Source organism: Streptomyces sp. NPDC002265, from assembly GCF_040296125.1.
Classification (GTDB): domain Bacteria; phylum Actinomycetota; class Actinomycetes; order Streptomycetales; family Streptomycetaceae; genus Streptomyces.
The window spans coordinates 1-18,914 of sequence record NZ_JBEOWS010000045.1 but is presented as its reverse complement, the minus strand read 5'-3'; the positions used below and the strand labels follow the sequence as shown (position 1 = coordinate 18,914).

Sequence of the window (18,914 nt, the reverse complement as noted above, 5' to 3'; positions counted from 1 at the left end):
ACCTGGTGGTGCGGCCGCGAAGGCGCGCTTAGCATCCCCCCATGATCGACAACACCGGGCCCGCGGCCGCCGACAAGGCCATGGGCGACGCGGCCGACGAGTACGACGCGGACCACGAGTACGACGCGGACCACGAGGACGACGCGGACCGCGGGGCCGGGACGGTCAGGCACATCGTCTGGCCCGCCGGAACCGTCGGCCTCGCGGCTCTCGACGTGGACGACGCCGACCTGCTGCACGGCTGGCGATCCGACCCGGTGGCCGCCCATGGGATGGGCATCTGGCCACGCTCGCGCACCGCGACGCGCGAGCGCATCGAGCGTGACTGTGACGACAACGACCGCGACGACTTCCTCGTGCTGCTCCCCGACCTCACCCCGGTCGGCCACGCCGTCCTCAGCAACCAGGACATCGGCGACGGCACGGCGGAGGTCGAGCTGATGCTGGCCCCCGGGCATCGTGGTCAGGGCCATGCCGTCGCCGCCCTCGACGCCTTGGTGGACCTGGCGTTCGGCGAACTCCCGCTCTACCGGCTCGCGGCGGAGACCCACACCGACAACGCCCCGGCCCTCGCCGTCCTCGCCAGGTCCGGCTTCGTCCAGGAGGGCGTCAGCCGCTCCGCCTGCCTCCACCGCGGCCGCCGCCACGACCTCGCCGTCTTCTCCCTGCTGCGCCCCGAATGGGAGGCGCTGAAGCGCCCTCGCGCCTGGGAAGAGTCCGCACATCTCTGAAGAGCCGGCCCCGGTCTCGTCGGGGTCGGCTCTTCGGTCAGGGGTCCTCGGTGATGTGCTCGGGGGACGGCTCAGGCGTTGGGACGCTTGCCGTGGTTCGCCTTCTTCTTCTTACGGGCGCGTCGCTTGTTCCCTCGCTTGGCCATGGTGGATATCTCCCTAATGTGGGGCTTTCTACGGCTTCGCCAGTCTAGATTCGGCGCAGAGTGCCCGCATCAGCGGTACCGCGGCAGCCGGTCGCAGGCGTCCGCGCCGGTCAGCGGGTGCGGAAACTGCCGGTGTAGACGTCGGTACGGTTCCGCGGTGCGCCGGAGTGGGTCTCGGTGAGGACCGCCCGTACGCCCTTGCCGGTCGCCACCAGGCCCTGGTAGTCGCCGAGGAAGTAGCCTCCGGAGAACGGCGCCTGGAGCCAGTCGAAGACCCGCGAGATCCGTCGTTCGCTCCGGAGCTTCGGGTTTCCGTGCCGCAGCGTGGCCAGCTGGTAGGCGGTGGGCAGGGTGGTGGTGTTGCCGGGCTTGAGGAAGCGCAGGTCGTAGTAGGTGAGCGCGACCGTGCCCCGCTCGGTGACCGCGATCGACGGTGAGAAGGCCGGCACGCCCTCGGGGCTGATCAGCTCCGGGGTCCCCCAGGTGCGTCCGCCGTCGGTGGACCGCACGAGCTGGACGGCGTCGAACGCTCCGCCGGAGAAGTCCGAGCCCTCGTAGGCCATGTACAGCGTGCCCGTCCTGGGGTCGACGGCCGGGCTCGGCAGGGTGGTCCCGTCGCGCAGCAGTTTGGCGGGGTCGTTCGGGTCGACCTCGGGTACGGAGGTGTCCCGGGCCACGATGACCGGGGCGCTCCAGGTCCTTCCGGCGTCGGTCGAGGCGACCACCTCGTAGCGGGCTTCGACGACGGTGCTCAGATCGGCGGAGTAGGTGATCCGGTCGAAGAAGTCGTACAGGGTGCCGGTGCGCCGGTCGACGACGATCTGATGACCGATGGTCTGGGTGTCGGGCACGGCACTGGTGTCGACGAACTGCCGGGCCTTGCTCCAGGTGCGGCCGCCGTCACGGGTGAGGGAGATGTAGCCGGGCCCGTCGAGGGAGCTGGGGCCGGGCGGGTCGTTGTCGAGGCGGTTCCAGACCTGGTAGGCGGTGCCCTTGCGGATCGGGTCGGCGGTGAGTGAGGGCTTGTCGTTGAAGAACGGCTGCTCGTCGACGTGCGTGGTGGTGAGGTGCTGCCAGGTGCGGCCGCCGTCGCGGGACGTGACTGCCAGCAGGGCGGTGCGGGTGCTCTTCGTGAAGTCGACGCCCTCCCCGCCGGCGTAGACCGTGCCGTCCGGTCCGGTGCTCACCCAGGGGTCGGTGGCCCGTTCGTAGTCCGCGCCGCCGGGAGCGCACAGGCTGAACGGCAGCGTGCTCCGGTGGAAGGTGCGGCCGTCCGTGGCCCAGCCGGCCACCAGGCCACGCGCGCCGCCGTCGTTCCAGCGATCCTGCTGGAACACGGTGACCACGCGCTTGGGGTCGCGCGGATCGACGGACAGGTACGGCTCGACCTCGGTGCCCGGATAGACGATGCTGTCGGGCGACCTCGCTCCGACGGTGCACTTCGCGTACGGGTCGCCGTAGGACACCCTGACCAGCGGTGTGCCGGCGGGCTTCCGGTCTGCGGCGGCGGGAGCCGCGCCGGTGACCGTGACGAGCAGGAGCGCGGCGGCGGTGACGGCGGTCGGGGGCAGGAAGACGCGCATGCGGGATCTCCTCCGGGCCTGTCGGCGGGGGTACGGGACCGCCGTCATCGGGGCGGCCTGGGGCACGGAGGCGTACCGGAAGGCGAGGGTGGGCCGACTCCGCTTGGTCCTTTTCGGCGCCGCGGCCGACGCCCTTGATGGGCCGAACGACGGAGCCCAAGATCATTCCTGAACCGCCCGGGCCGTCAGGGCTCCTGGGCCGTGCCGAAGACGCCGTCCAGGGCCCGGCGGGCGCGCTCGCTGCTGCTGGGCGTCAGGTGGGCGTACACCCGCAGCCTCATCGCCGGGTCGGAGTGCCCGAGTTCCGCATCTCCGCAAGGCAATTCACCGCAACCGGCAGCGCTCGAACGAACAGATCCAGTGGGCCCTTGAAACTGCTGCGGAGCAGCAAGCCCACCTGCGGCTACCGAGGCGTCGTCCAGGTGCTCCGGATCGGATGCCGCGCGAAACACACGGCCGACCGGGAACCCACGCATCAGCCCCTCCATCCTCCTGATCGCGAGTCCCGAAGCCGCACCGATTCGCGAACCCGATCGAGAAGGTCACGATCGTCAGGCCCAAGACCCGCAATCAGCAAGGATGTGGGATGCGCAGGTTGAAGCAGAGCCGTACGGCAGCCGGATGGCTGGCAACAGCAGTGTTGCTGACGTCCGGATGTGCTGTCCTCGACAGCGGCTCTGCTGATGCCGGAGGGCCGGGCGCGTCCTACGAGCAGGCGTACGCCGACCACGAGCCGTTGCACGTGGTCGGCTACCCCTCCACCGGCTCTCTGCTACTGGTGCAGAAGCTCGTGTGGGACATCGCCGACGGCAAAACGGATGAACTCCGCAAGCTGGCGACCAGCGACAGCAGCGAGACGGACGCTCGGAAAACCGCCGAGAACTGGATCAAGGGCTTCGGTGCCGGCGCACGTCGCAATGTGACAGGCGATTTCTATGACGACGGCTCAGAGCGCCAAGTCGTGATCCTGTACTTCCATGACACCGGCCAGGTCGCAGAGTTCACCGTTCGCCTCGATGGCGACGCGGGCAAGGAGGACTGGCGGGTCCTGATGAAGTCGGCCGATTTCAAGGACGCCACTCATGCTCCCGACTGGGCGCCGAAGGAGCCGGGAGGAACCGGCTCCAGAATGAAGAACAGCAACTGATCGCATGCGCACCCCGGGCCCCCGCCCTCCGGAACGAGTCGGAGGGCGGGGGCTCGTCACCTCCCGCCGGCGTCGGCGAGGAGCACGAGATGCCGCGATCAGAGATCGTTCTCGGGTTCGGCAGCTGCCTGTGTCTCGTCAGGCCTGTCGATGACGACGGCTGGTACATGGGCAGTCTGCATGAGGATGGCAGCGTCGTCTGTTGGGCCTCCTGCGGCGCCAACCTGTACGAGGCGCTACGCGGCCTCTGGGAGCGTGCGCCACGGCCCGAAGCGTAAGGCTCACCGAGTGTCCGACTGCGTGACAACCACGACGCGCAACTGCGAACAACCGTGGACGTCAACGGGCCATCGGCGCAGGTAACTGGCCCAGCGGGCCGAGGACTTCGAGCATCCCAAGTTGCTTCGGGGCGAAGCGGTCGCGTCGCTAAGGTACGTCGTATGAGCGATGACGTTCCGGTCTGCCCCGAGTGCAGCAAGCCCATGCGGTTCGGTGGCCTCGTGCTCTCCACGCGGGAGGACGACGGCCGGCGGATCTGTCGATCGCTGTGGAAGTGCGCCGACCGACATGTCTGGTGGCGCTGGGCCGACAGGCCGGACGGGCCATGGGAGGTCTGTCCTATACCGCAGCTGTTTCGCTGACATCTAAGGCTGACATCAACGACCACGGCCAGCAGCGTCAGTCAGCACCCGGCAATCGCACGCCCCACGCCTCGTACGTGATTCGAACCTGCGGCACTCGCTTTGGGAGTTCGATCCCGCCCCAGGGCGGCGGCGGTCCAGCTCGTGGGCGGGTGGTTCTCGAAGTCACTCTTGCCGGCGATTCGGGTCCGGATAAGCGTTTTGCGTCCGCGCTCAGGGAAGAGATCCACCAGGACTGGCATCGTGTTTGTGTGCTCTGCCAGCCGCAACTGCCTCGCGGAGACGAAGCCGGACACGCCAGCGCCATCACTCGACGGCCGTCTACGGCACGGACACATGTGGCCGCAGGTCAACGAGCGAGACGCGGCCAAAACACACGAGCTTCCCAGGCTGAGGTCGCACCGCTGTACCTGCCTGTCAGTCCAACCAGACAAGCACCGCATCGTCCGCTCCGGCGGCGGCCTCCAAGAACTGAGTGAGGGCGTCGTACCAGTGACGACCCCACTCCAGTGCGCCGGGCTCGCTCCATCCGAGGGGGTACACCTCGGCGCTGGTCAGTTCGGCGGGATCCACACCACTGATGAGCTGGTCATAGTCGGCAGCCCGCAGAGATTCCGCCGCGAGCCGGACCCGCTCAGGCCGCAAGTACCTGGGAGGCCCGTAGCCCCAGTCCTCATCCTCGGCGAACGGCTCCTCACCGTGGATCACGTTCACGGGAAACTCTGCGCGCGCCAGCAGGAAGCGGAGCATGTCCCAGGTCTTGTACGTACTGAAGTGGCGCGCCTCGGCCGGCGCAGGTTCCGTCTCCTCCTCGGCGTCCTGGACCTCCTCGACGAAGTCCAGAGCCCAGTCGGGATCTCGGATTGCTCGATCAAGCTCAATCGCCGTGACACGCAGGTACTCACCGATCATGCTCATGGTCGGAGGCTAGGCGTGGCCACTGACAACGACCGCCGGACGGACCGTCTCAGTCTCCGTCTCAGCCTGGCTCACCAGCGTTCAGCCGAGACCGGAAGCCGAACTCTTCCACTTGCCGGAGATGCCTCCGGAACACGCAGTGATCGCTCCGTTCCATCTGGGCGGTGACGATCTTGGTGAGTCTGACCAGTGGTCGCTGATCTTCGAAGCGGAGCGGGCGATGGGAGTCGCGGTAGAAGCCGCGGATGTCGGCGAAGTCGATGGCACCGAGTTCGGTGGCGGCGAGGTTGTGATCTTCGCCTACGGCCCTGATGCGGAAGCTCTGTACCGGGTCATGGAACCTGGCCTGCGCGCGATCCCGTTTCGGCCGGCGCACGTCGTGCTGCGCTACGGAGAGCCTGCCGATGATGTGGCCGAAGAGCGCATCGATGCCTGCGACGTGCACGGCGCAGCACCCCCGGTTGGGGCACCGCCGGACAGAGAAGCCGCACTCGTCAAGATTGCGTGCGACGGCTGACACCAACGGCCGACACCAACAAGTGCGAACAGCGGCGACCGACGCCGGACCGCGGTGGACGATCGGCCGAGGCGCAGGCCCGGTTGTCCGACGTCGACGGTCCCCACGATCGACCTGATATGGATGAGGCCACACCTCCAAGCCGTTCCTCCGACTGCGCGTACACTGCCGCTCGCAGTTCGAGGGGCAAGGCATGGAGGACGACGGCATGGCAGATGTGTCCAGGTTTCCTGGGCGAGCAGGGCGCCTTGTGGTGCTCGCCTTGGTGTCTTGTGGTTGGGTGGCCGCCCCAATCTCCACATTCATAGAGATGCCCCACATCACTTGGCCTGGATCACTCCTGTTTCTCGCGGTTGGCGCACTTCTTGCCCGGGAGTGGCGACGCGTCTGGCACCGAGAGGCCCCGTACGACGTGCAGCGGCGAACCCCAGAGCTTCCGAACTGAGGCTGGTCCCCGCAGAACCGCCACCCGGGCCCTAGGGATAGCCTTCCCGTCTGTTCGGAACACGCCTGGAGGCTTCCCATGCAGACCACCGTTTTCCTGCTGAGGAGCGCACTTGGCCTTGGTGGCGGCCTCGTGTGTGCCTGGGAGCTCACCCGCCAGGCTTCAAGGCCGAGCTGGAAGAAGTCGCGGTTTTTCACTGCGGTGGCGGCTCTGCTTCTCGCCGCTCTGCTCGCCGTCTAGGAGATGGCTGCCGACATCGGAGAGCGGAACGCTCGCGTACAGGAGCGAAGTACAGCAACCACAGCACCCTTTCCCGTCCAGCAGTGCCCGCTGGAGACCGCGAGGTGACCTGTACGGCCACCGTTGACCGATCTCTCTAGAGCTATGGATCAGAAAGCGATGGCCTTGCCGCGTGTCGCGCCGAGGTCATCACATCTTGCTGCGGGCAGGCAGAAGCCAGCCGCATTCGCGGCTGGCGTACGGCTCCCTGGCCATGCTCGACCCCACTCCGGGCGTGCCTTCGGCCAAAGATCGCGCCGACGCCCGCGTGTGTCCGCACTCCCGCCCGAGGCCAGCCTGAGAACCACTGCGTTCTCCATGGTCAACGAGTTCTGATCATCGGGTAGCCTGCCGGTTCGCCTAATGGGAACAGCAAGCACACTGGTGGGAACCGTGAACGTCCGTACTCAGATACACCTCTTGATCCTGTTTGCTGTCGGCTTCGGCCTGTTTTTCGGCGGCCTGATGTTGGGAGGGGCGCCGCTCGGTCTGCTGGGGTTCGTGATCTTCCTTTTTGTTCTTCAGCCGTTGATTTGGGCGCTACTTCCGGTTTCCTTCCTCACGGCTCCGAAGGGGGCGCAAGCGACCTGTGCCCTGTACCGTGGCTGGGCCGCAAAACTGACCGCCCGCCTCGGACTGGGAGCCTCCCGTACGGTCGAGGCCGACGCCGCGAGGCTTCGGCAAGGAGTGCGTCTCAGCATGCTCTCGCTTGGCCTGCGTGACGGCAGTCAGACCCTCGGCCATGTGCTCCTGCACCAGTCTTCGAACGGCGAGGTCTGTCTGGCCTGGCGCAAGCGCGGGAAGGGAAGTACTGACCAGCCGATCAACCTTCAGGGCCCGGTGGCTGTACGTCGGGAGCGCCAGCAGCAGAATGGCACGCAGGCCCGAATGGGGTACACCGTAGCTGTGGATCTCGGCACCGAGTCCTACTGGCTTCGCCCCCACGACGCTGCCCTGCTCGAGCTCCTTCTCGGGAACGGCGCGTCAGTTACCTCTGACGTCTCCATTTGACGTCGACAATGGCTCCGCGGCTGCCCGGGACGGTTCAGGCGATAACGTACGGGCCAGCCGAGCTGCCGCACATTCGTGGATTGACGCCTGAGCGAAGGAGCATCGTTCGTCTTTGATCAGCACCACGCCGGAAGTCGCAGCGGCCTCCGAAGTCGTGCCTGATCGGCGGTGGCTGACATCCACGGCTGACATCAACGGGTCTGGTGCAAGTTCCAACGCCGGGCACTCGCATGGGAGTTGACCTACCTTACAAAGCCGTCAGTCCGACGGTCCTGGGGCCGACGGAGACGACCTGGTTGCTGGTCAGGCCCTTGCTGCCGGACCTGAAGTTGCTCTGTGCGGGATGGAAGGGCCGTGATCGGCGATGAGACTGGTCGCGGCCCTTCGTCAGATGTGGTTCGGTTCGCTGGCCGCCAGTAGGTGGCCGCGGCTGGTGGCGATGCGGAGTACGTCCCGTAGGGCGTCGGCCAATTGCCTCGTCAGTCGTCGCAGTTCATCCGGGTCCGTGTTCTCAGTGCCGAGGGTTTTCGGAGCCTGCTCAAGGAGTTCGGTCGCCGTGCCGAGTTGGACCGACTCGATGTTGTCTGCGAGGCGGGACATGTAACGGCAGGCCGGTGCGGCTGTCGACGAGCTGGGAGCCGTACGACCTCACCTCGGGGACTCTCGTCGTCCTCCCCGAGGGAGGTCCGCACGCCGGGGCCGGTGTCGTGAACCGCATGGCTGCGATCGGTGTGACCATCAGCCATGCCGCGGAGCAGCCTGAGCCTCGGACGGCGACCGCCGAGGAGGCGTCGTTGCTCGGTATTCAGAAGGCCGCGCTCGTCACGCACATCCGGCGGACGTGCTACAGCGACGACGGACGGCCCGTCGAGACGGCGGACATCGTGGTTCCCGTCGCTCACTGCGAGATCGTCTACGAGATTCCGATGAATCGTTGATCGTCGGTGGAGGCGGGGGCGGTCGTGGGTGTTGATGCCCCGCGATCGCCCCCGACTCGTCCCCTGCCACCGGTCGTGGCCGGTCAGGGGCTCCCTCCAAGATCGTCCCAGGGTCGTCCCTGGGCCGTGCGAGGTCGACAGAAGCTGACAGGGACCGCCCAGGGGTGACCACCCCCACCCCGCTCTGGCCTGGGGACCCGCAGATGATCTGCCACACTGAAGGTGTTATGCCTGCACCCGGAGAACGAACGTTCCCGGGGTACGAAGAAGCCCCCTACCAGCGACGATGTCGCCAATAGGGGGCTGTCTTGTACCCGCTGGGCCGTCCCTGGGCCGTCAGGGTTCCTGGGCCGTGCCGAAGACCCCGTCCAGGGCCCTCCGAGCTCGCTCGCGGCTGCTGGGCATCAGGTGCGCGTACACCCGCAGCGTCATCGCCGGGTCGGAGTGCCCGAGGTATTCGCTCACGGCCTTGATGCTCTCGCCCGCGTCCAGGAGGACCGAGGCGTAGAAGTGGCGAAGGGCGTGCATCCCGTGCTGCCGGGCGGAGGCGTACGGCTCCCCGGGCCCGGGCGTCGGGATGAGGCCGGCCGCCGCGAGCGCGGGCTTCCACTCCAGGGCGTTGAAGTTGCTTCGCCAGACGATTCCGTCGGCCGTGTTGGTGAAGATCAGCCGCCGCTCGGTGAGCGGGCCGTCCGGCCGGATCCACGGCAGCTTGATCGCCACGGGCGGGTGACTCGTCATGTGCTGCCGTAAGGCGGAGGCCACCGAGGACGGCAGCGGCACGTCCCGTTCCTTGTTGCCCTTCGGCGGAGCGAAGACCGCGACGCCCCGGATCAGCTTGACCTGAGTGGTGACATGAAGCGTGTCGCTGTCGAGCTGAATCGTGTCCTCGGCCAAGCCGACGATCTCACCCTGCCGGAGACCGCAGCCGCTGCCCACGTCGACCATGGCTTGGTAGCGCTCGGGCAGGGCGTCACGGACCGCACGCACCTGGGACGGCAGCCAGGGTACGACCCGTGTGGCGGAGACGGCAGGCGGTCGGACCGACGCCGCCGAGCACGGGTTTCGGGGAAGGTGGCCGTCGTCCACGGCGGCAGACAGCACCGCTCGGACGTTGGCGTAGATGTTGCGGGCGTACGTGCTGCTTATCGAGTCGTTCTCCAGATCCCGCACGAACTCGCGGATGTGGAGCGGTCGGAAGGACCCGAGCGGGCGCGACCCGATACGAGGGAAGGCATGCAGCCGAAGGCGGGTCTCCGCTCCGATGCGTGTGTTCAGGTCGGTCGTCTGCCCGGTGATCCAGCGCTCCGCATACTGCTGGAAGGTCGTCTGTGCCGCCTTGGGGTCGATGTACTGCCCCCGGGACATGTCGGCGGCCGTCTCGGCCAGCCACTCCTCCGCCCTGCGCTTCTGCCGGTCGGGAAAGGAGCGGCTCTTCTCGGTGCCGTCCGGCCCGACATACCGGGCCCGGTAGCGGAAGCCGGTGCCGTATCGGTCCGATTTGGCCTTGACGGGCTTGCCGTCCGGACCCGGTTCCGTCTTGTACCAGCGATCCTGCACATGACCCGGCATCAGGCGGCCGCCTCGGTCAGACCGTCGACCCACTGGCGGAGCCGCACAGGGTCGTACCGAAGATGCCTCCCGACCCGGAAGGCCGGAGGACCCGAGCGCTTGCGCCGCCACTGGTACAGCGTCTCGACCGGAACACCCAGGAGCTCAGCGACATCGGCCGGAGTCAGGTACCGCTCGGGAAGCGTGCGAACGGTCATGCCGCGGCTCCTTCCACTGCCAGGTCTCGCAAGGCTTCGCGGGCGGTCTCGCGGTTGGCCAGGAGGTCATGGGCGATCGTCGAGGCGAGGGCGGCCTCGCCCGGGGTGTGGCCGTGGCCGGCGTACTGCCAGTCGGTCAGGACGAGGACGGTGTCCGGCTCGCGGTCGTCGAAGCCGAGGACGGAAGCCTCCTGTGCCGCGCGGAAGTCGGCGCGTTCCTGGCGGAGGGCGCCGAGGGTAGTCGAGTAGCTGCGCGACTTGGACGAGAAGTGCCCGCGGAAGCCGAGCATGTGCGCCCAGGCCCAGAGGCGCCGGTCCGGGTACAGGGCGTCCAAGTCGCGGCAGGCGGTGATGAGTCGGCGGGTGTGATCGGGGACGCGGTGGCGGTCGAGTTCGGCGAGCTCGCCGATACGGCGGTCCAGGGTCCCCGTGTTCTCAGCGGCTTTGGTCGCGTACTTGGCCACGTACGAGGCGACGGCCTGTTCTGTGATGTCGGAGCCGTCGCCGAAGGCCTTCACCGGTCGGACGTCGAGCTGTCTTCCCCATCGGAACGTCCGAGTCGGTTGGTCATCGGCGGCCGGGACCGACACGGACGTGTACGAGTGCGCTGCGGCGGTGCGTACCGCGTCCGAGAGGAGTTCGACTGTGGCCCAGGCGGGCGGGGGTGTCCCGGGCCCCTCCGGTCCGTCGAGACGCACGACGGCGTGGAAGTGCAGCGCGCCACGCTTCTGGAACTCGGCGACCTTGCCGTACGAGACGCGCAGGTGGTCGGCGAGTTCGCGGCGGGGCAGGCAGGCGCGGGCGGCGAGTTCGCGGCGCAGGCGGGTGGTGAAGCGCTGCCAGAGCTGTCCGGCGTGGTTGTTGAAGAGGACGGCGCCCGCGTAGTCGTAGGTATCGGAGTCGAGGGCGGTGCCCAGCTCGGGGGAGTCGGGGGTGTGCGCGGTGCCGCAGCGGCAGGCGCCACTGTGGTCGGGGCGGTTGTGGACCGGGCCGAACGAGGGGGCGGTGAGGGTGACGAAGACGCGGGGGTGGTCGCGGACGGCGGCGGGGATGTCTCGGCGGTCGTCTCCGGCGAGACCGGCGCGGATCAGGTGGTAGGTGTCGCCCGCGTACGTCCAGGCGCAGGACGGGCAGCGCGAGGCACGGCGGTTGCCGCAGGCGAGGCGCAGACGTCCGCCCGGCTCGTTCTCGGTGGAGTAGTAGTGCAGGGTCTCGCCGGTGGTCTTGTCCTTGTGGAGGGTCCAGCCGGTGAGGTGGATTGGGTCGGAGCAGCCGCCGGTGCGGCGGATCTGGTCCTCCCAGCGGGTGTAGTCCGAGGCCGAGGCCACCCTGAGGATGTCTCCGAGGGTGATCGGGTCGAGCGGCGGGGCGGACGTGGACGTCTTCTGTGTCGCGGGTGAGGCCCGGTGGGCCATGCTGGGGGTTCCTTCCGGTTGCGAGATCGGTGGGGACGGCTCCCGGGCGGCGGATGCTTGGCGGTATCGAGGCCGCTCGGGGGCCGGTCAGCGACGTTTGGCGTCGGCCGTGAGTAGGGAGCGCAGGACGACCGCGCAGACGGCGACCGAGGCGCCGGTGATGGCGACCGCCAAGAGCAGCGAGACCAGGACGGCGCCGAGGACCAGGACGACGGCCGTGCCGCCGCCGACGAGGGCGAGCGCGGTGCCAGGGGTGAGCTGGACGGCCGGGCGGGTCGGCGCGGGGGTGATGGGGGCCGGCTGCGGGACCGGGGCGGCCGGGGTGATGGTGGTCGACCGGATGACGGCGGGCGGGGTGAACAGGCCGGTGGGCTGGGGCATGGTCGGGAGCTTGGGCCGGAACATGGGCGTTTCTCCTTTCGCGGCGGGCTACTTGACGGCGGTGTCGATGACGGGAGCGAAGAGGCTGTCGGCGAGGAGGTAGCCGCCGAGGAGAAGCACGCAGATCAGCCACCAGGGCGGGCGGACGAGCTTGACGCCGAGGTAGCCGACGGCGAGCAGGGCGAACCAGAGGGGGACGTCCACGGACGGTGTCTCCTAAGCGACGCGGCAGCGGTGGGTGCGGGCGGCGAGCTGGGCGGCGGTCTGGCTGGAGTAGTCGGCGGACCAGCCGCAGCGGTCGGTGGTGCAGACGGCGGCGTGTGTGATGCGGCCGTTGCGGTCGCGGTGGGTGCCGATCTGCACGGGGCCGATCCGCATCAGCGAGTGGAAGTTGTCGCGGGCGGGCATGGTCTGTTCTCCCTTGCGGTCAGCTGAGGTGGGCGGCGATGGCATCGGCGAGGTGGGGCGGGACGCCGAGGCGGGAGCGGAGGGTGTCGGGGTCGATCGCGGAGCCGGTACGGGCGCGGTATTCGTCGGCGACCTTGCGTGCGTGGTCGACCAGGACGGCGGGGACCTGCGGGGGAGTGGTGACTTCCGCGGTGGGGACGGGGGCCGCAGCAGGCTCGGGCGTGGCTTCCGTGACCGATACGGGATCGGCGTCCGGCAACGGCAGTTCGTGCGAGTGCGCGGCGTCCGGCATCGGGGTGACTGGTGCCGGCGGAGCCGTCTCCGGCTCCGGGGCCGGGGAGTGCGCGAGGAGCGTTCCCCCGAGGAAGGCGAGCGCGGGCCATCCGGCGATGCCGAGGCGGAGGAGGGCGGGCGGGTCGGTCAGGTCGAGGAATCCGGCGGTGGCGACGTTGGCGCCGAGCGAGGCGAACAGGGCGACGACGAACCAGCACCAGGCCAGCCGGGACGGTCCCTCACTGCGCAGGCGTCGCCAGGCGGCGACCAGGAGCAGATCGACGCTGACCGGGTAGGCCCAGGCCTTCCAGCCGTTCTGTCCGGCCGCGGCGGCCAGGTCGTGCAGGTGGGCGAAGGACAGGGCCCCGGCGATGACGGCCTGAATCAGGACCGCGTCGACACGGAGGCCGTGACGGCCGCCCATCAAGAGTCACCGGGGTAGGCAGGGCCGCCGTCGGGGTCGTAGTCGTCCGGGAACAGGCCGGGCGGCGGCTCGGGCAGTGAGACGGCGAGCGACGGGCTGACGACGGCCACGAAGTCGAGGTCCGCACCGACCGTGTCGGCGTACAGGGCGAGTTGGCCGAGCAGGAGCACGGTCCGGGCGAAGTCCTCGCAGTCCGGGCACATGACGGGATCTCCCTTCTCTGGGCATGGCGGGGTAGGGACTTGGCGCGAAGGCGGTCGCGCCTGCCGTGGGGACGGGGCAGGGATCAGGCGGTGGCCGAGGAGGCCTTGACCAGCGGCATGAGCGCAGAGTCAGGCGCGGAGCCGAGGAGAGCAGGCCGGAACAGGGCCAGCTCGGGCACGTCCGGGGTCCGGTCGGCGTGCCGGTTGCAGATGTTCACGGCCTGGCGGAGCGAGGTGTGCGGGGCGCGGATGCGGTGCCATCCGCCGGAGGAGTCGCCCGCGATGGCGATCCCCCGCAGCTCGGCCGGGATCTGGATGGCGGCGAGGACGGCGTCTGGGGAGATGTCGCCGAAGGCCATGTTGGCCGAGGTCTCGTCGTTGACGCGGTGGGCGGTGCGGCCGGTGAGCTGGGCGCGGAGCATCGTGATGCCCTTGCCGAGTTCGGAGCCGAGGCGCTGCCCGCAGATTTCGAGGTAGATGCCGGCCGCGCGGCCGAGCTGGGCGAGGCGGACCAGAGCGGTGATGATCCGGTCCCGGCGCTTCTCCTCCTCCTTGTTGGCGTACAGGGCGAGTTCGGCGACCTCGTCGACCAGGACCACGACCGGGACCGGGCGCAGGTCGTCGGGCAGGTCCCAGATGTCGGCGGCGATCTCCGCGTCCGGCACGTCGGACGTGATTCGCTGTTGGGACCGGATGAGTTGATAGACGCGCCCCATCCTTTCCACGAGCGCGTCGAGCACTTCCGCGGCGGTGTCGGGATCGTCGGCCAGCGCGGAGAACCGGCGCCCCAGCGGGAACAGTTCGACCCCCTGCTTGCAGTCGATGCCCACGAGGGCGACGTCCATCGGGGCGAGCCCCGCGACCAGGTTGCGCTGGTAGACGGACTTGCCGGACTCCGTGGCGCCCAGGGTGAGGGCGTGGGGTACCGCCCGGTAGTCGCGGTAGTGCACCGAGCCGTCTTCCCGCAGGGCGACCGGCACCCGCATCGGCTGCGGATCGGTCTTGGCAGGCATCTGCACCCGCTTGAGTACGTCGTAGCCGGTCATCCGCACCTCGACGACGCCGGAGCGCAGTTCGCGCGAGGTCACGCCGTACATCGAGAACGAGTGTCGGAGCCGGTCCGACGCGGCGGCGATGTCGAACGCGTCTTGGCCGGGGCGGAGCTTGAGCCGCAGCACCAGGCCGGTACGAGTCGGCCGCAGCCGCAGGATGCGCGGCGGACGCGGCTCAGGTATCGGCCGGTTGGCGGCACGGGCGAGGGCGAGCCGCCACCGCGCGGGCGGGACGGTCAGCCCGCACGCGTCCATCACCGTCCGGTACCGGGTCAGGACCCGTAACACGGCCAACGTGACCCCGAAGGTCAACCAGTACCAGGCGGGGCGCCGCCACCGCAGGAGACCCGCGGCAGCGACGACCAGCACCAGAACAACCGCGAAGCGGGTCACGATCAGGCCGCCTTGGACCCTGCGGCGACGGCAGCGCTGGCGAGCGAGGTGACTGCGACCGCGCGGAACGCGATGCCGTGCCGCCGCTGGCCGTTGAAGTCGTTCTCCCAAGGGCGGGCGATCAGGCCCGTGAGTGCGACCGGCGTACCCATGGCCAGCTCACCGGAGATGCCCGGCTCGGGGACGGTGATGGACAGGATCTCCACCTCCTCGTTCGCCGCGAACATCACGTCCACGGTCATCAGCTTCGCCCCGGTCTCGGTGTCAGTGGCGATCTCACCGGTACGGCGGTCACGCACCTTGACCTGCGGAGACTTGGCAACCATCACGACCGCACCGGAGGTGTCGACAGGAATCTGACGCACAGAGATCACTCCTCTATAGATGTTGCACTCCGTCACTCATGTATATGAGTGACATGAAGAAGAGTGCCTCACTCCTATACATGAGTCAACCCGCCACGAAGAAGAACTCGTGGCGGGCTGCGGAAAGTTGAGCGTGCGTCAGTCCTCGGCGGGGATCCGGTACTCGAAAACGAACTGGTCAGCGGCCATGAGGGTGTCACACACCTCGACCACGCGACCCGCGGTCGTACGAGCCTCCCGGATCAGGTGAACCACGGGCGCACCGGGGCTCAGCGCGAGCTCCGAGGCCTCCGCCTTGGAGGCCGGCCGCGCCTGCACCGTCTCGACGAACTCGGCGAACTCGTGCCCGTGGTCTTCGAGCCGGGCGTAGATGCCACCGCCGCCGGGGTTCTCGGCGAACAGCTCGGGGATGTCCTTCACGACGTCCCAGGGAAGGTAGGACGTGGCGGTCTCGACGGGCGTGCCGTTGCGGAAGTAGAGACGCCGACGCGCCAGCACCTGAGTACCGACGGGAACACCCAGACGTGCGGCGGCATCCTCGGGCGCCTCCAGGGGCCCGATGTAGAGGACGCTGACCTTGGCAGTGGCCCCGGACTGCGCGGACTCCGCGAGATAGGCCGCCTGCCCTCCCCGCCGGAGCGAACGCCGGAAGCGATCGGACGAGCGGTGCCGCACCGGAGGTCGGCTCTTCACGATCGAACCCTTGCCGTGCCGGGTCTCAACCAGCCCACTCGCCCGCACCTCGACCATGGCCTTACGAATCGTTCCGCCGGCGACGCCGTAGCGCTCCACCAGCTCCGATTCACTCGGCACCATGTCGCCAGGCTTGAGAACCCCCGCCCGGATCTGCTGCACGATCTCGTCCGCGATCTGTACGTACCGAGGCCCGGAACCGACCCCACCCGCCGCAGTTCCCATAGTCCTTCCCTGCCTCCTATGCTCCTCTATATGAGTCAACCACAGGAAGCGACACCGCCCCCGCTGCACTCTGTGTCCGTTGCCGGAGTAGTGGTGCGGGAGGACGGCCGCCTCCTGGCGATCCGCCGAGCCGACAACGGCAACTGGGAGCTCCCGGGCGGCATCCTCGAACTCGACGAGACCCCCGAGGCCGGCGTCACCCGCGAGGTCCTGGAGGAGACGGGCATCCACGTCGAGGTGGACGAACTCACCGGCGTCTACAAGAACATGCCCCGCGGCATCATCGCCCTGGTCTTCCGCTGCAAGCCCTCCAGCGGCACCGAACGCACCTCGACAGAGTCCACGGCAGTCTCATGGCTCACGCCGAACGAGGTCAGCGAGCGCATGTCCGAAGCCTTCGCGGTCAGGCTCCTGGACGCCCTGGACGGCAACGGACCCCACGTTCGCAGCCACGACGGTCGGCACCTCATCCCAACGGGATAAGACTTTCTCTCCATCATCAAGTCCCGGCTGCGCTCCGCTCCGCCGGGCGCGCTCCCGGCTCCGCGCCGGGCGCCGCTCCTGCCTTCGGCCCGCTCCGCCCGCGCTGCGCCGACGCGCGCCCTGGAGAGGGTTGGCCGGCGGCATGAGGTGAGAACCCGTCGTGGCTGGGGCGGTCGGCTCCACGGCTTTAGGCAGCCACCATGGGGCGAGCCTCGAAGATCATGGCCCCAACGTCGTGCTTTAACGGGCAGGTCCACAGACTGCCCGACTCGCCGGAAGCTTAAGGGGCCATGATCACTCGCCCCATGGCAGCTCCCGCCCAAAGCCGCTCCGCCGACCGCGTGGTCAACCTCGCCCCGTCAGTCCCATGCATTGAAGATCACCCCGCCCAGCGTCGTGATGCCGTAGAAGCGAATTTCGCGCCACTCGCCCTGTGTAAGCACCGAGGTGTCCACGTCGGAAAGCGGAGTAGTGAGCTGCTCGCGGTTGAGCACCACAAACCCAGCGTGCGCGAAGGCGCCGGCCCAGGATGGCGGTTCGAGGAACTCCTCGCTGTACCAGTCCCGACGTTCCCGAGCGAACGCGATCCACGGGTGATAGGCGTGACACAAGATGATGCTGCTGGGCTTGCCCTCGTCATTGACGACCGACGCGGTGTGGAACGTACGCGGGTATGCCCGGCCCTCCACCTTGCCCACCCTGCCTCCGGCGGCGCGAGCGGCCGCGTGCAGAGCGCTTCGGAAAACCCGCAGATCAGTTTCGGGAAGCGGGCCGTCCTTCGGGCTGTAGAAGCCCGTCGCTCCTCGCGGCAGGCTGAAGCCCGTGCTCTCGTCGTCGACCATACGGTCATCTTGCCGTCTGCTTCTGAGCGCGCCTCTGCACGCAGCACAGGCCAGTCGAAGGCATCGCCGGGGATGGGAAGCGTGCCCCTACCGTGCCCGTTCGAGCGGGAAACCACGGGGAACACCGGGCTATCACGGTGGGTGGACATGCGACGGCCCCTGACCTGGATGCCTGGTCAGGGGCCGTTCACCTGCGGTGGGTGTGGGATTTGAACCCACGGTGACTCGCGCCACGACGGTTTTCAAGACTGCCTGCCAGGCCTCACCGCGGCAGGTCGAGGTGCGCAAGGAGACGCAGCACACCAGCGAGGTGATCGAGGTCGTGCCAGAGGGGGATCACGTCCTCAGGATCGCGTCGCACAAGCGCCGCAATCTCGGCGACATCGTCGCTGACCTGTCCGCAGCCAAGTGGTGCTGCTGGCGTCTCGCTCATGTCGAACGCAGTCGCAAGGTCGAGAGTCCAGTAGTAGTCCGTGGACACCCTGGAGAGGTCCACCTCCAGTCCGAACCGGCGTTCTGTCTCATCTAGGAGTACAGAGCAGGCCCGCCGGAGATCGGCCATCCTCAGCACGTATTGGTTCTGTGTCATGCGAGCGATGATCCCGGGTGCTGACATCAGCGCCTGACACCAACAAGCGCGAACAGCGATGGCCAGCACCAGATCTCGGCGGACGCTTGACCGAAGCGCCTAGCTGGTCAACCGGCCTCAACAGCTTCCCGTGATTGACCTGATAAGGATGAGGCCACAGCTTCAAAGCTCGCGACTATCCCGGCGTAGGCTGCCCGACTTGCCGACCTCTTGCCGTCGCCAGACGGACCGATGGCCCTTGATACCGTCCCGCCTGTGAAGAATCCGCACTGGTGGCCGAAGACGAGACACCTGCTCGTGGCCTGGCTCATCACGACGCCAGCCCTGTGGGCGGTGGGCAGGCTCACTGGAGAGCACGAGGGCATCGTTTCTTGCGCTGTTCTTGCCGTCTGGGTGACCGCGTGCGGTGAGCTCGCGCCCAAGTGGCGTCGGTACCGCCGATCAAGGAAGCAGGCGCGGAACGCCGCCGCATGATCAAGGTCACGTCGTGTGCCACGGCCGTGCCAGAACGGGCGGGGAACAGCGGGGAGCGGCGGTCACTGACGTGAGCCGGGAACGAGAACGGCCCCTGACCAAACTTGCTGGTCAGGGGCCGATTCCCGTTAGGGTGGCGGCGCCAGGATTCGAACCTGGGAAGGCGAAGCCGGCAGATTTCAAGACTGCTCCGCCCGAGGCGATCCGTCGCCGACACCTCCGTATAGGCCCCACTTGTCAAGGCCGGAGTAGATCAACGCAGTACGCCCCCTTGGAAAGGACAGGCATCGCGCCTCGCCTGTGTAGATCGCGACCAGCGAATCCGTACCGCGCCACCAGTTGTCAGCGAGGCCTTCTACCTCCAGGACCGGTTCCATGGCATCAAGTTCGATGCCATCGACGTCATCACCAGTGATCTTTGTGATCTGCTTGGCCCACATCGACGCGTGATGAGTCAGCGCGAGCGCCTCGATCCCCTCTCTGTCAGCCTTGGGTGAGACGTCCCGCTTCGTCGGGTTAGCCTGAGAGGGCACGACAGGAGAACCACCCGCTCATGACCAGTACCACCC

General features: G+C 68.2%; 24 protein-coding genes, 2 tRNA genes and 1 pseudogene. 7 read left to right on the top strand and 20 right to left on the bottom strand.

Annotated features, from left to right (window positions below; all coding sequences use genetic code 11):
• The first annotated feature begins 41 nt into the window (after positions 1-41).
• The gene (locus ABT085_RS11155) at positions 42-731 is read left to right on the top strand and encodes a GNAT family N-acetyltransferase (RefSeq protein ID WP_351604620.1); all 690 of its coding nucleotides are present in this window, start codon (positions 42-44) and stop codon (positions 729-731) included.
• A gap of 71 nt (positions 732-802) precedes the next feature.
• On the opposite strand, the gene ABT085_RS46680 is transcribed toward ABT085_RS11155, so the two are convergent.
• Both ABT085_RS46680 and ABT085_RS11150 read right to left on the bottom strand, forming a co-directional pair.
• Positions 803-877 (bottom strand): 50S ribosomal protein bL37, encoded by a 75-nt coding sequence (locus ABT085_RS46680; RefSeq protein WP_100661309.1) that lies wholly within the window; start codon positions 875-877, stop codon positions 803-805.
• A gap of 110 nt (positions 878-987) precedes the next feature.
• Positions 988-2,460, bottom strand: coding sequence for a sialidase family protein (locus ABT085_RS11150; protein WP_351604618.1), 1,473 nt, complete (start codon positions 2,458-2,460; stop codon positions 988-990).
• A 586-nt stretch (positions 2,461-3,046) separates the two neighbouring features.
• Between ABT085_RS11150 and ABT085_RS11145 the strand changes: the two genes are divergently transcribed.
• Positions 3,047-3,607: a hypothetical protein gene (locus ABT085_RS11145; protein WP_351604616.1), complete on the top strand. Its 561-nt coding sequence runs from the start codon at positions 3,047-3,049 to the stop codon at positions 3,605-3,607.
• Between the two features lie 1,058 nt (positions 3,608-4,665).
• Here the strand turns inward: ABT085_RS11145 and ABT085_RS11140 are convergent.
• Complete coding sequence (locus ABT085_RS11140; RefSeq protein WP_351604614.1) at positions 4,666-5,166, bottom strand: YfbM family protein; 501 nt, start codon at positions 5,164-5,166, stop codon at positions 4,666-4,668.
• A 139-nt stretch (positions 5,167-5,305) separates the two neighbouring features.
• Here ABT085_RS11140 and ABT085_RS11135 point away from each other — a divergent pair, with 139 nt between their 5' ends.
• The 3 genes from ABT085_RS11135 to ABT085_RS11125 all read left to right on the top strand — a co-directional run bounded on the left by ABT085_RS11135 (position 5,306) and on the right by ABT085_RS11125 (position 7,418).
• Positions 5,306-5,683 (top strand): hypothetical protein, encoded by a 378-nt coding sequence (locus ABT085_RS11135; protein WP_351604612.1) that lies wholly within the window; start codon positions 5,306-5,308, stop codon positions 5,681-5,683.
• Positions 5,684-6,206: 523 nt separating this feature from the next.
• On the top strand, positions 6,207-6,368 hold the full coding sequence (locus ABT085_RS11130; protein ID WP_351604610.1) for a hypothetical protein: 162 nt from the start codon (positions 6,207-6,209) through the stop codon (positions 6,366-6,368).
• Between the two features lie 432 nt (positions 6,369-6,800).
• Positions 6,801-7,418 (top strand): hypothetical protein, encoded by a 618-nt coding sequence (locus tag ABT085_RS11125; protein ID WP_351604608.1) that lies wholly within the window; start codon positions 6,801-6,803, stop codon positions 7,416-7,418.
• A gap of 387 nt (positions 7,419-7,805) precedes the next feature.
• Here ABT085_RS11125 and ABT085_RS11120 read toward each other — a convergent pair whose 3' ends face one another.
• The gene (locus ABT085_RS11120; RefSeq protein ID WP_351604606.1) at positions 7,806-8,018 is read right to left on the bottom strand and encodes a hypothetical protein; all 213 of its coding nucleotides are present in this window, start codon (positions 8,016-8,018) and stop codon (positions 7,806-7,808) included.
• Positions 8,019-8,020: 2 nt separating this feature from the next.
• Here ABT085_RS11120 and ABT085_RS11115 point away from each other — a divergent pair.
• Positions 8,021-8,356, top strand: a pseudogene (locus ABT085_RS11115) (UTRA domain-containing protein); the annotation flags it as partial.
• Between the two features lie 336 nt (positions 8,357-8,692).
• Here ABT085_RS11115 and ABT085_RS11110 read toward each other — a convergent pair.
• The 11 genes from ABT085_RS11110 to ABT085_RS11060 form a co-directional block, all read right to left on the bottom strand.
• Positions 8,693-9,928, bottom strand: a complete 1,236-nt coding sequence (locus ABT085_RS11110) for a tyrosine-type recombinase/integrase (RefSeq protein ID WP_351604604.1) — start codon at positions 9,926-9,928, stop codon at positions 8,693-8,695.
• Positions 9,928-10,125 carry a helix-turn-helix domain-containing protein gene (locus ABT085_RS11105; RefSeq protein ID WP_152894571.1) on the bottom strand — a complete coding sequence of 66 codons (198 nt, stop codon included), beginning with the start codon at positions 10,123-10,125 and terminating at the stop codon, positions 9,928-9,930. The genes ABT085_RS11110 and ABT085_RS11105 overlap by 1 nt, the downstream gene beginning before the upstream one ends.
• Positions 10,122-11,540, bottom strand: coding sequence for a replication initiator protein RepSA (repSA, locus tag ABT085_RS11100; protein ID WP_351604601.1), 1,419 nt, complete (start codon positions 11,538-11,540; stop codon positions 10,122-10,124). The genes ABT085_RS11105 and repSA overlap by 4 nt, the downstream gene beginning before the upstream one ends.
• A gap of 87 nt (positions 11,541-11,627) precedes the next feature.
• Positions 11,628-11,945: a SpdD-like protein gene (locus ABT085_RS11095; protein ID WP_351604599.1), complete on the bottom strand. Its 318-nt coding sequence runs from the start codon at positions 11,943-11,945 to the stop codon at positions 11,628-11,630.
• Between the two features lie 24 nt (positions 11,946-11,969).
• A complete protein-coding gene (locus tag ABT085_RS11090; protein WP_202919750.1) occupies positions 11,970-12,125 on the bottom strand; it encodes a hypothetical protein in 156 nt (51 codons plus the stop codon).
• Between the two features lie 12 nt (positions 12,126-12,137).
• Entirely contained in the window at positions 12,138-12,329 is a 192-nt protein-coding gene (locus ABT085_RS11085; RefSeq protein ID WP_351604597.1) for a mobile element transfer protein, read from the bottom strand.
• A gap of 19 nt (positions 12,330-12,348) precedes the next feature.
• Positions 12,349-13,026 carry a DUF2637 domain-containing protein gene (locus tag ABT085_RS11080; RefSeq protein WP_351604595.1) on the bottom strand — a complete coding sequence of 226 codons (678 nt, stop codon included), beginning with the start codon at positions 13,024-13,026 and terminating at the stop codon, positions 12,349-12,351.
• Positions 13,026-13,229, bottom strand: coding sequence for a hypothetical protein (locus ABT085_RS11075; protein WP_152891730.1), 204 nt, complete (start codon positions 13,227-13,229; stop codon positions 13,026-13,028). The genes ABT085_RS11080 and ABT085_RS11075 overlap by 1 nt, the downstream gene beginning before the upstream one ends.
• 83 nt (positions 13,230-13,312) lie before the next feature.
• Complete coding sequence (locus ABT085_RS11070) at positions 13,313-14,674, bottom strand: FtsK/SpoIIIE domain-containing protein (protein WP_351604593.1); 1,362 nt, start codon at positions 14,672-14,674, stop codon at positions 13,313-13,315.
• 2 nt (positions 14,675-14,676) lie between these two features.
• Entirely contained in the window at positions 14,677-15,039 is a 363-nt protein-coding gene (locus ABT085_RS11065) for an SCO3933 family regulatory protein (RefSeq protein ID WP_351604591.1), read from the bottom strand.
• Positions 15,040-15,177: 138 nt separating this feature from the next.
• Positions 15,178-15,957: a GntR family transcriptional regulator gene (locus ABT085_RS11060; protein ID WP_351604589.1), complete on the bottom strand. Its 780-nt coding sequence runs from the start codon at positions 15,955-15,957 to the stop codon at positions 15,178-15,180.
• A gap of 18 nt (positions 15,958-15,975) precedes the next feature.
• On the opposite strand from ABT085_RS11060, the gene ABT085_RS11055 reads away from it, so the two are divergent.
• Complete coding sequence (locus ABT085_RS11055) at positions 15,976-16,440, top strand: NUDIX hydrolase (RefSeq protein ID WP_351604587.1); 465 nt, start codon at positions 15,976-15,978, stop codon at positions 16,438-16,440.
• A 359-nt stretch (positions 16,441-16,799) separates the two neighbouring features.
• Here the strand turns inward: ABT085_RS11055 and ABT085_RS11050 are convergent, their stop codons facing one another.
• From ABT085_RS11050 to ABT085_RS11030, 5 genes are all read right to left on the bottom strand, one after another.
• The gene (locus tag ABT085_RS11050) at positions 16,800-17,282 is read right to left on the bottom strand and encodes a hypothetical protein (RefSeq protein WP_351604585.1); all 483 of its coding nucleotides are present in this window, start codon (positions 17,280-17,282) and stop codon (positions 16,800-16,802) included.
• 192 nt (positions 17,283-17,474) lie between these two features.
• Positions 17,475-17,551: transfer RNA gene (locus tag ABT085_RS11045), tRNA-OTHER, on the bottom strand.
• Positions 17,545-17,871 carry a hypothetical protein gene (locus tag ABT085_RS11040; RefSeq protein ID WP_351604583.1) on the bottom strand — a complete coding sequence of 109 codons (327 nt, stop codon included), beginning with the start codon at positions 17,869-17,871 and terminating at the stop codon, positions 17,545-17,547. Before ABT085_RS11040 ends, ABT085_RS11045 begins: the two co-directional genes overlap by 7 nt.
• A gap of 608 nt (positions 17,872-18,479) precedes the next feature.
• Positions 18,480-18,557: transfer RNA gene (locus ABT085_RS11035), tRNA-Ser, on the bottom strand.
• Positions 18,525-18,878, bottom strand: coding sequence for a hypothetical protein (locus ABT085_RS11030; protein ID WP_351604581.1), 354 nt, complete (start codon positions 18,876-18,878; stop codon positions 18,525-18,527). Before ABT085_RS11030 ends, ABT085_RS11035 begins: the two co-directional genes overlap by 33 nt.
• Positions 18,879-18,914 lie beyond the last annotated feature (36 nt).

Bases quoted from the DNA above. Each gene is read 5' to 3' on its own strand.
- ABT085_RS11155 (WP_351604620.1), top strand. From the start codon at position 42: ATGATCGACAACACCGGGCCCGCGGCCGCCGACAAGGCCATGGGCGAC.
- ABT085_RS11150 (WP_351604618.1), bottom strand. From the start codon at position 2,460: ATGCGCGTCTTCCTGCCCCCGACCGCCGTCACCGCCGCCGCGCTCCTG.
- ABT085_RS11145 (WP_351604616.1), top strand. From the start codon at position 3,047: ATGCGCAGGTTGAAGCAGAGCCGTACGGCAGCCGGATGGCTGGCAACA.
- ABT085_RS11140 (WP_351604614.1), bottom strand. From the start codon at position 5,166: ATGAGCATGATCGGTGAGTACCTGCGTGTCACGGCGATTGAGCTTGAT.
- ABT085_RS11130 (WP_351604610.1), top strand. From the start codon at position 6,207: ATGCAGACCACCGTTTTCCTGCTGAGGAGCGCACTTGGCCTTGGTGGC.
- ABT085_RS11120 (WP_351604606.1), bottom strand. From the start codon at position 8,018: ATGTCCCGCCTCGCAGACAACATCGAGTCGGTCCAACTCGGCACGGCG.
- ABT085_RS11110 (WP_351604604.1), bottom strand. From the start codon at position 9,928: ATGCCGGGTCATGTGCAGGATCGCTGGTACAAGACGGAACCGGGTCCG.
- ABT085_RS11105 (WP_152894571.1), bottom strand. From the start codon at position 10,125: ATGACCGTTCGCACGCTTCCCGAGCGGTACCTGACTCCGGCCGATGTC.
- repSA (WP_351604601.1), bottom strand. From the start codon at position 11,540: ATGGCCCACCGGGCCTCACCCGCGACACAGAAGACGTCCACGTCCGCC.
- ABT085_RS11095 (WP_351604599.1), bottom strand. From the start codon at position 11,945: ATGTTCCGGCCCAAGCTCCCGACCATGCCCCAGCCCACCGGCCTGTTC.
- ABT085_RS11085 (WP_351604597.1), bottom strand. From the start codon at position 12,329: ATGCCCGCCCGCGACAACTTCCACTCGCTGATGCGGATCGGCCCCGTG.
- ABT085_RS11080 (WP_351604595.1), bottom strand. From the start codon at position 13,026: ATGGGCGGCCGTCACGGCCTCCGTGTCGACGCGGTCCTGATTCAGGCC.
- ABT085_RS11075 (WP_152891730.1), bottom strand. From the start codon at position 13,229: ATGTGCCCGGACTGCGAGGACTTCGCCCGGACCGTGCTCCTGCTCGGC.
- ABT085_RS11060 (WP_351604589.1), bottom strand. From the start codon at position 15,957: ATGGGAACTGCGGCGGGTGGGGTCGGTTCCGGGCCTCGGTACGTACAG.
- ABT085_RS11055 (WP_351604587.1), top strand. From the start codon at position 15,976: ATGCTCCTCTATATGAGTCAACCACAGGAAGCGACACCGCCCCCGCTG.
- ABT085_RS11050 (WP_351604585.1), bottom strand. From the start codon at position 17,282: ATGGTCGACGACGAGAGCACGGGCTTCAGCCTGCCGCGAGGAGCGACG.
- ABT085_RS11040 (WP_351604583.1), bottom strand. From the start codon at position 17,871: ATGACACAGAACCAATACGTGCTGAGGATGGCCGATCTCCGGCGGGCC.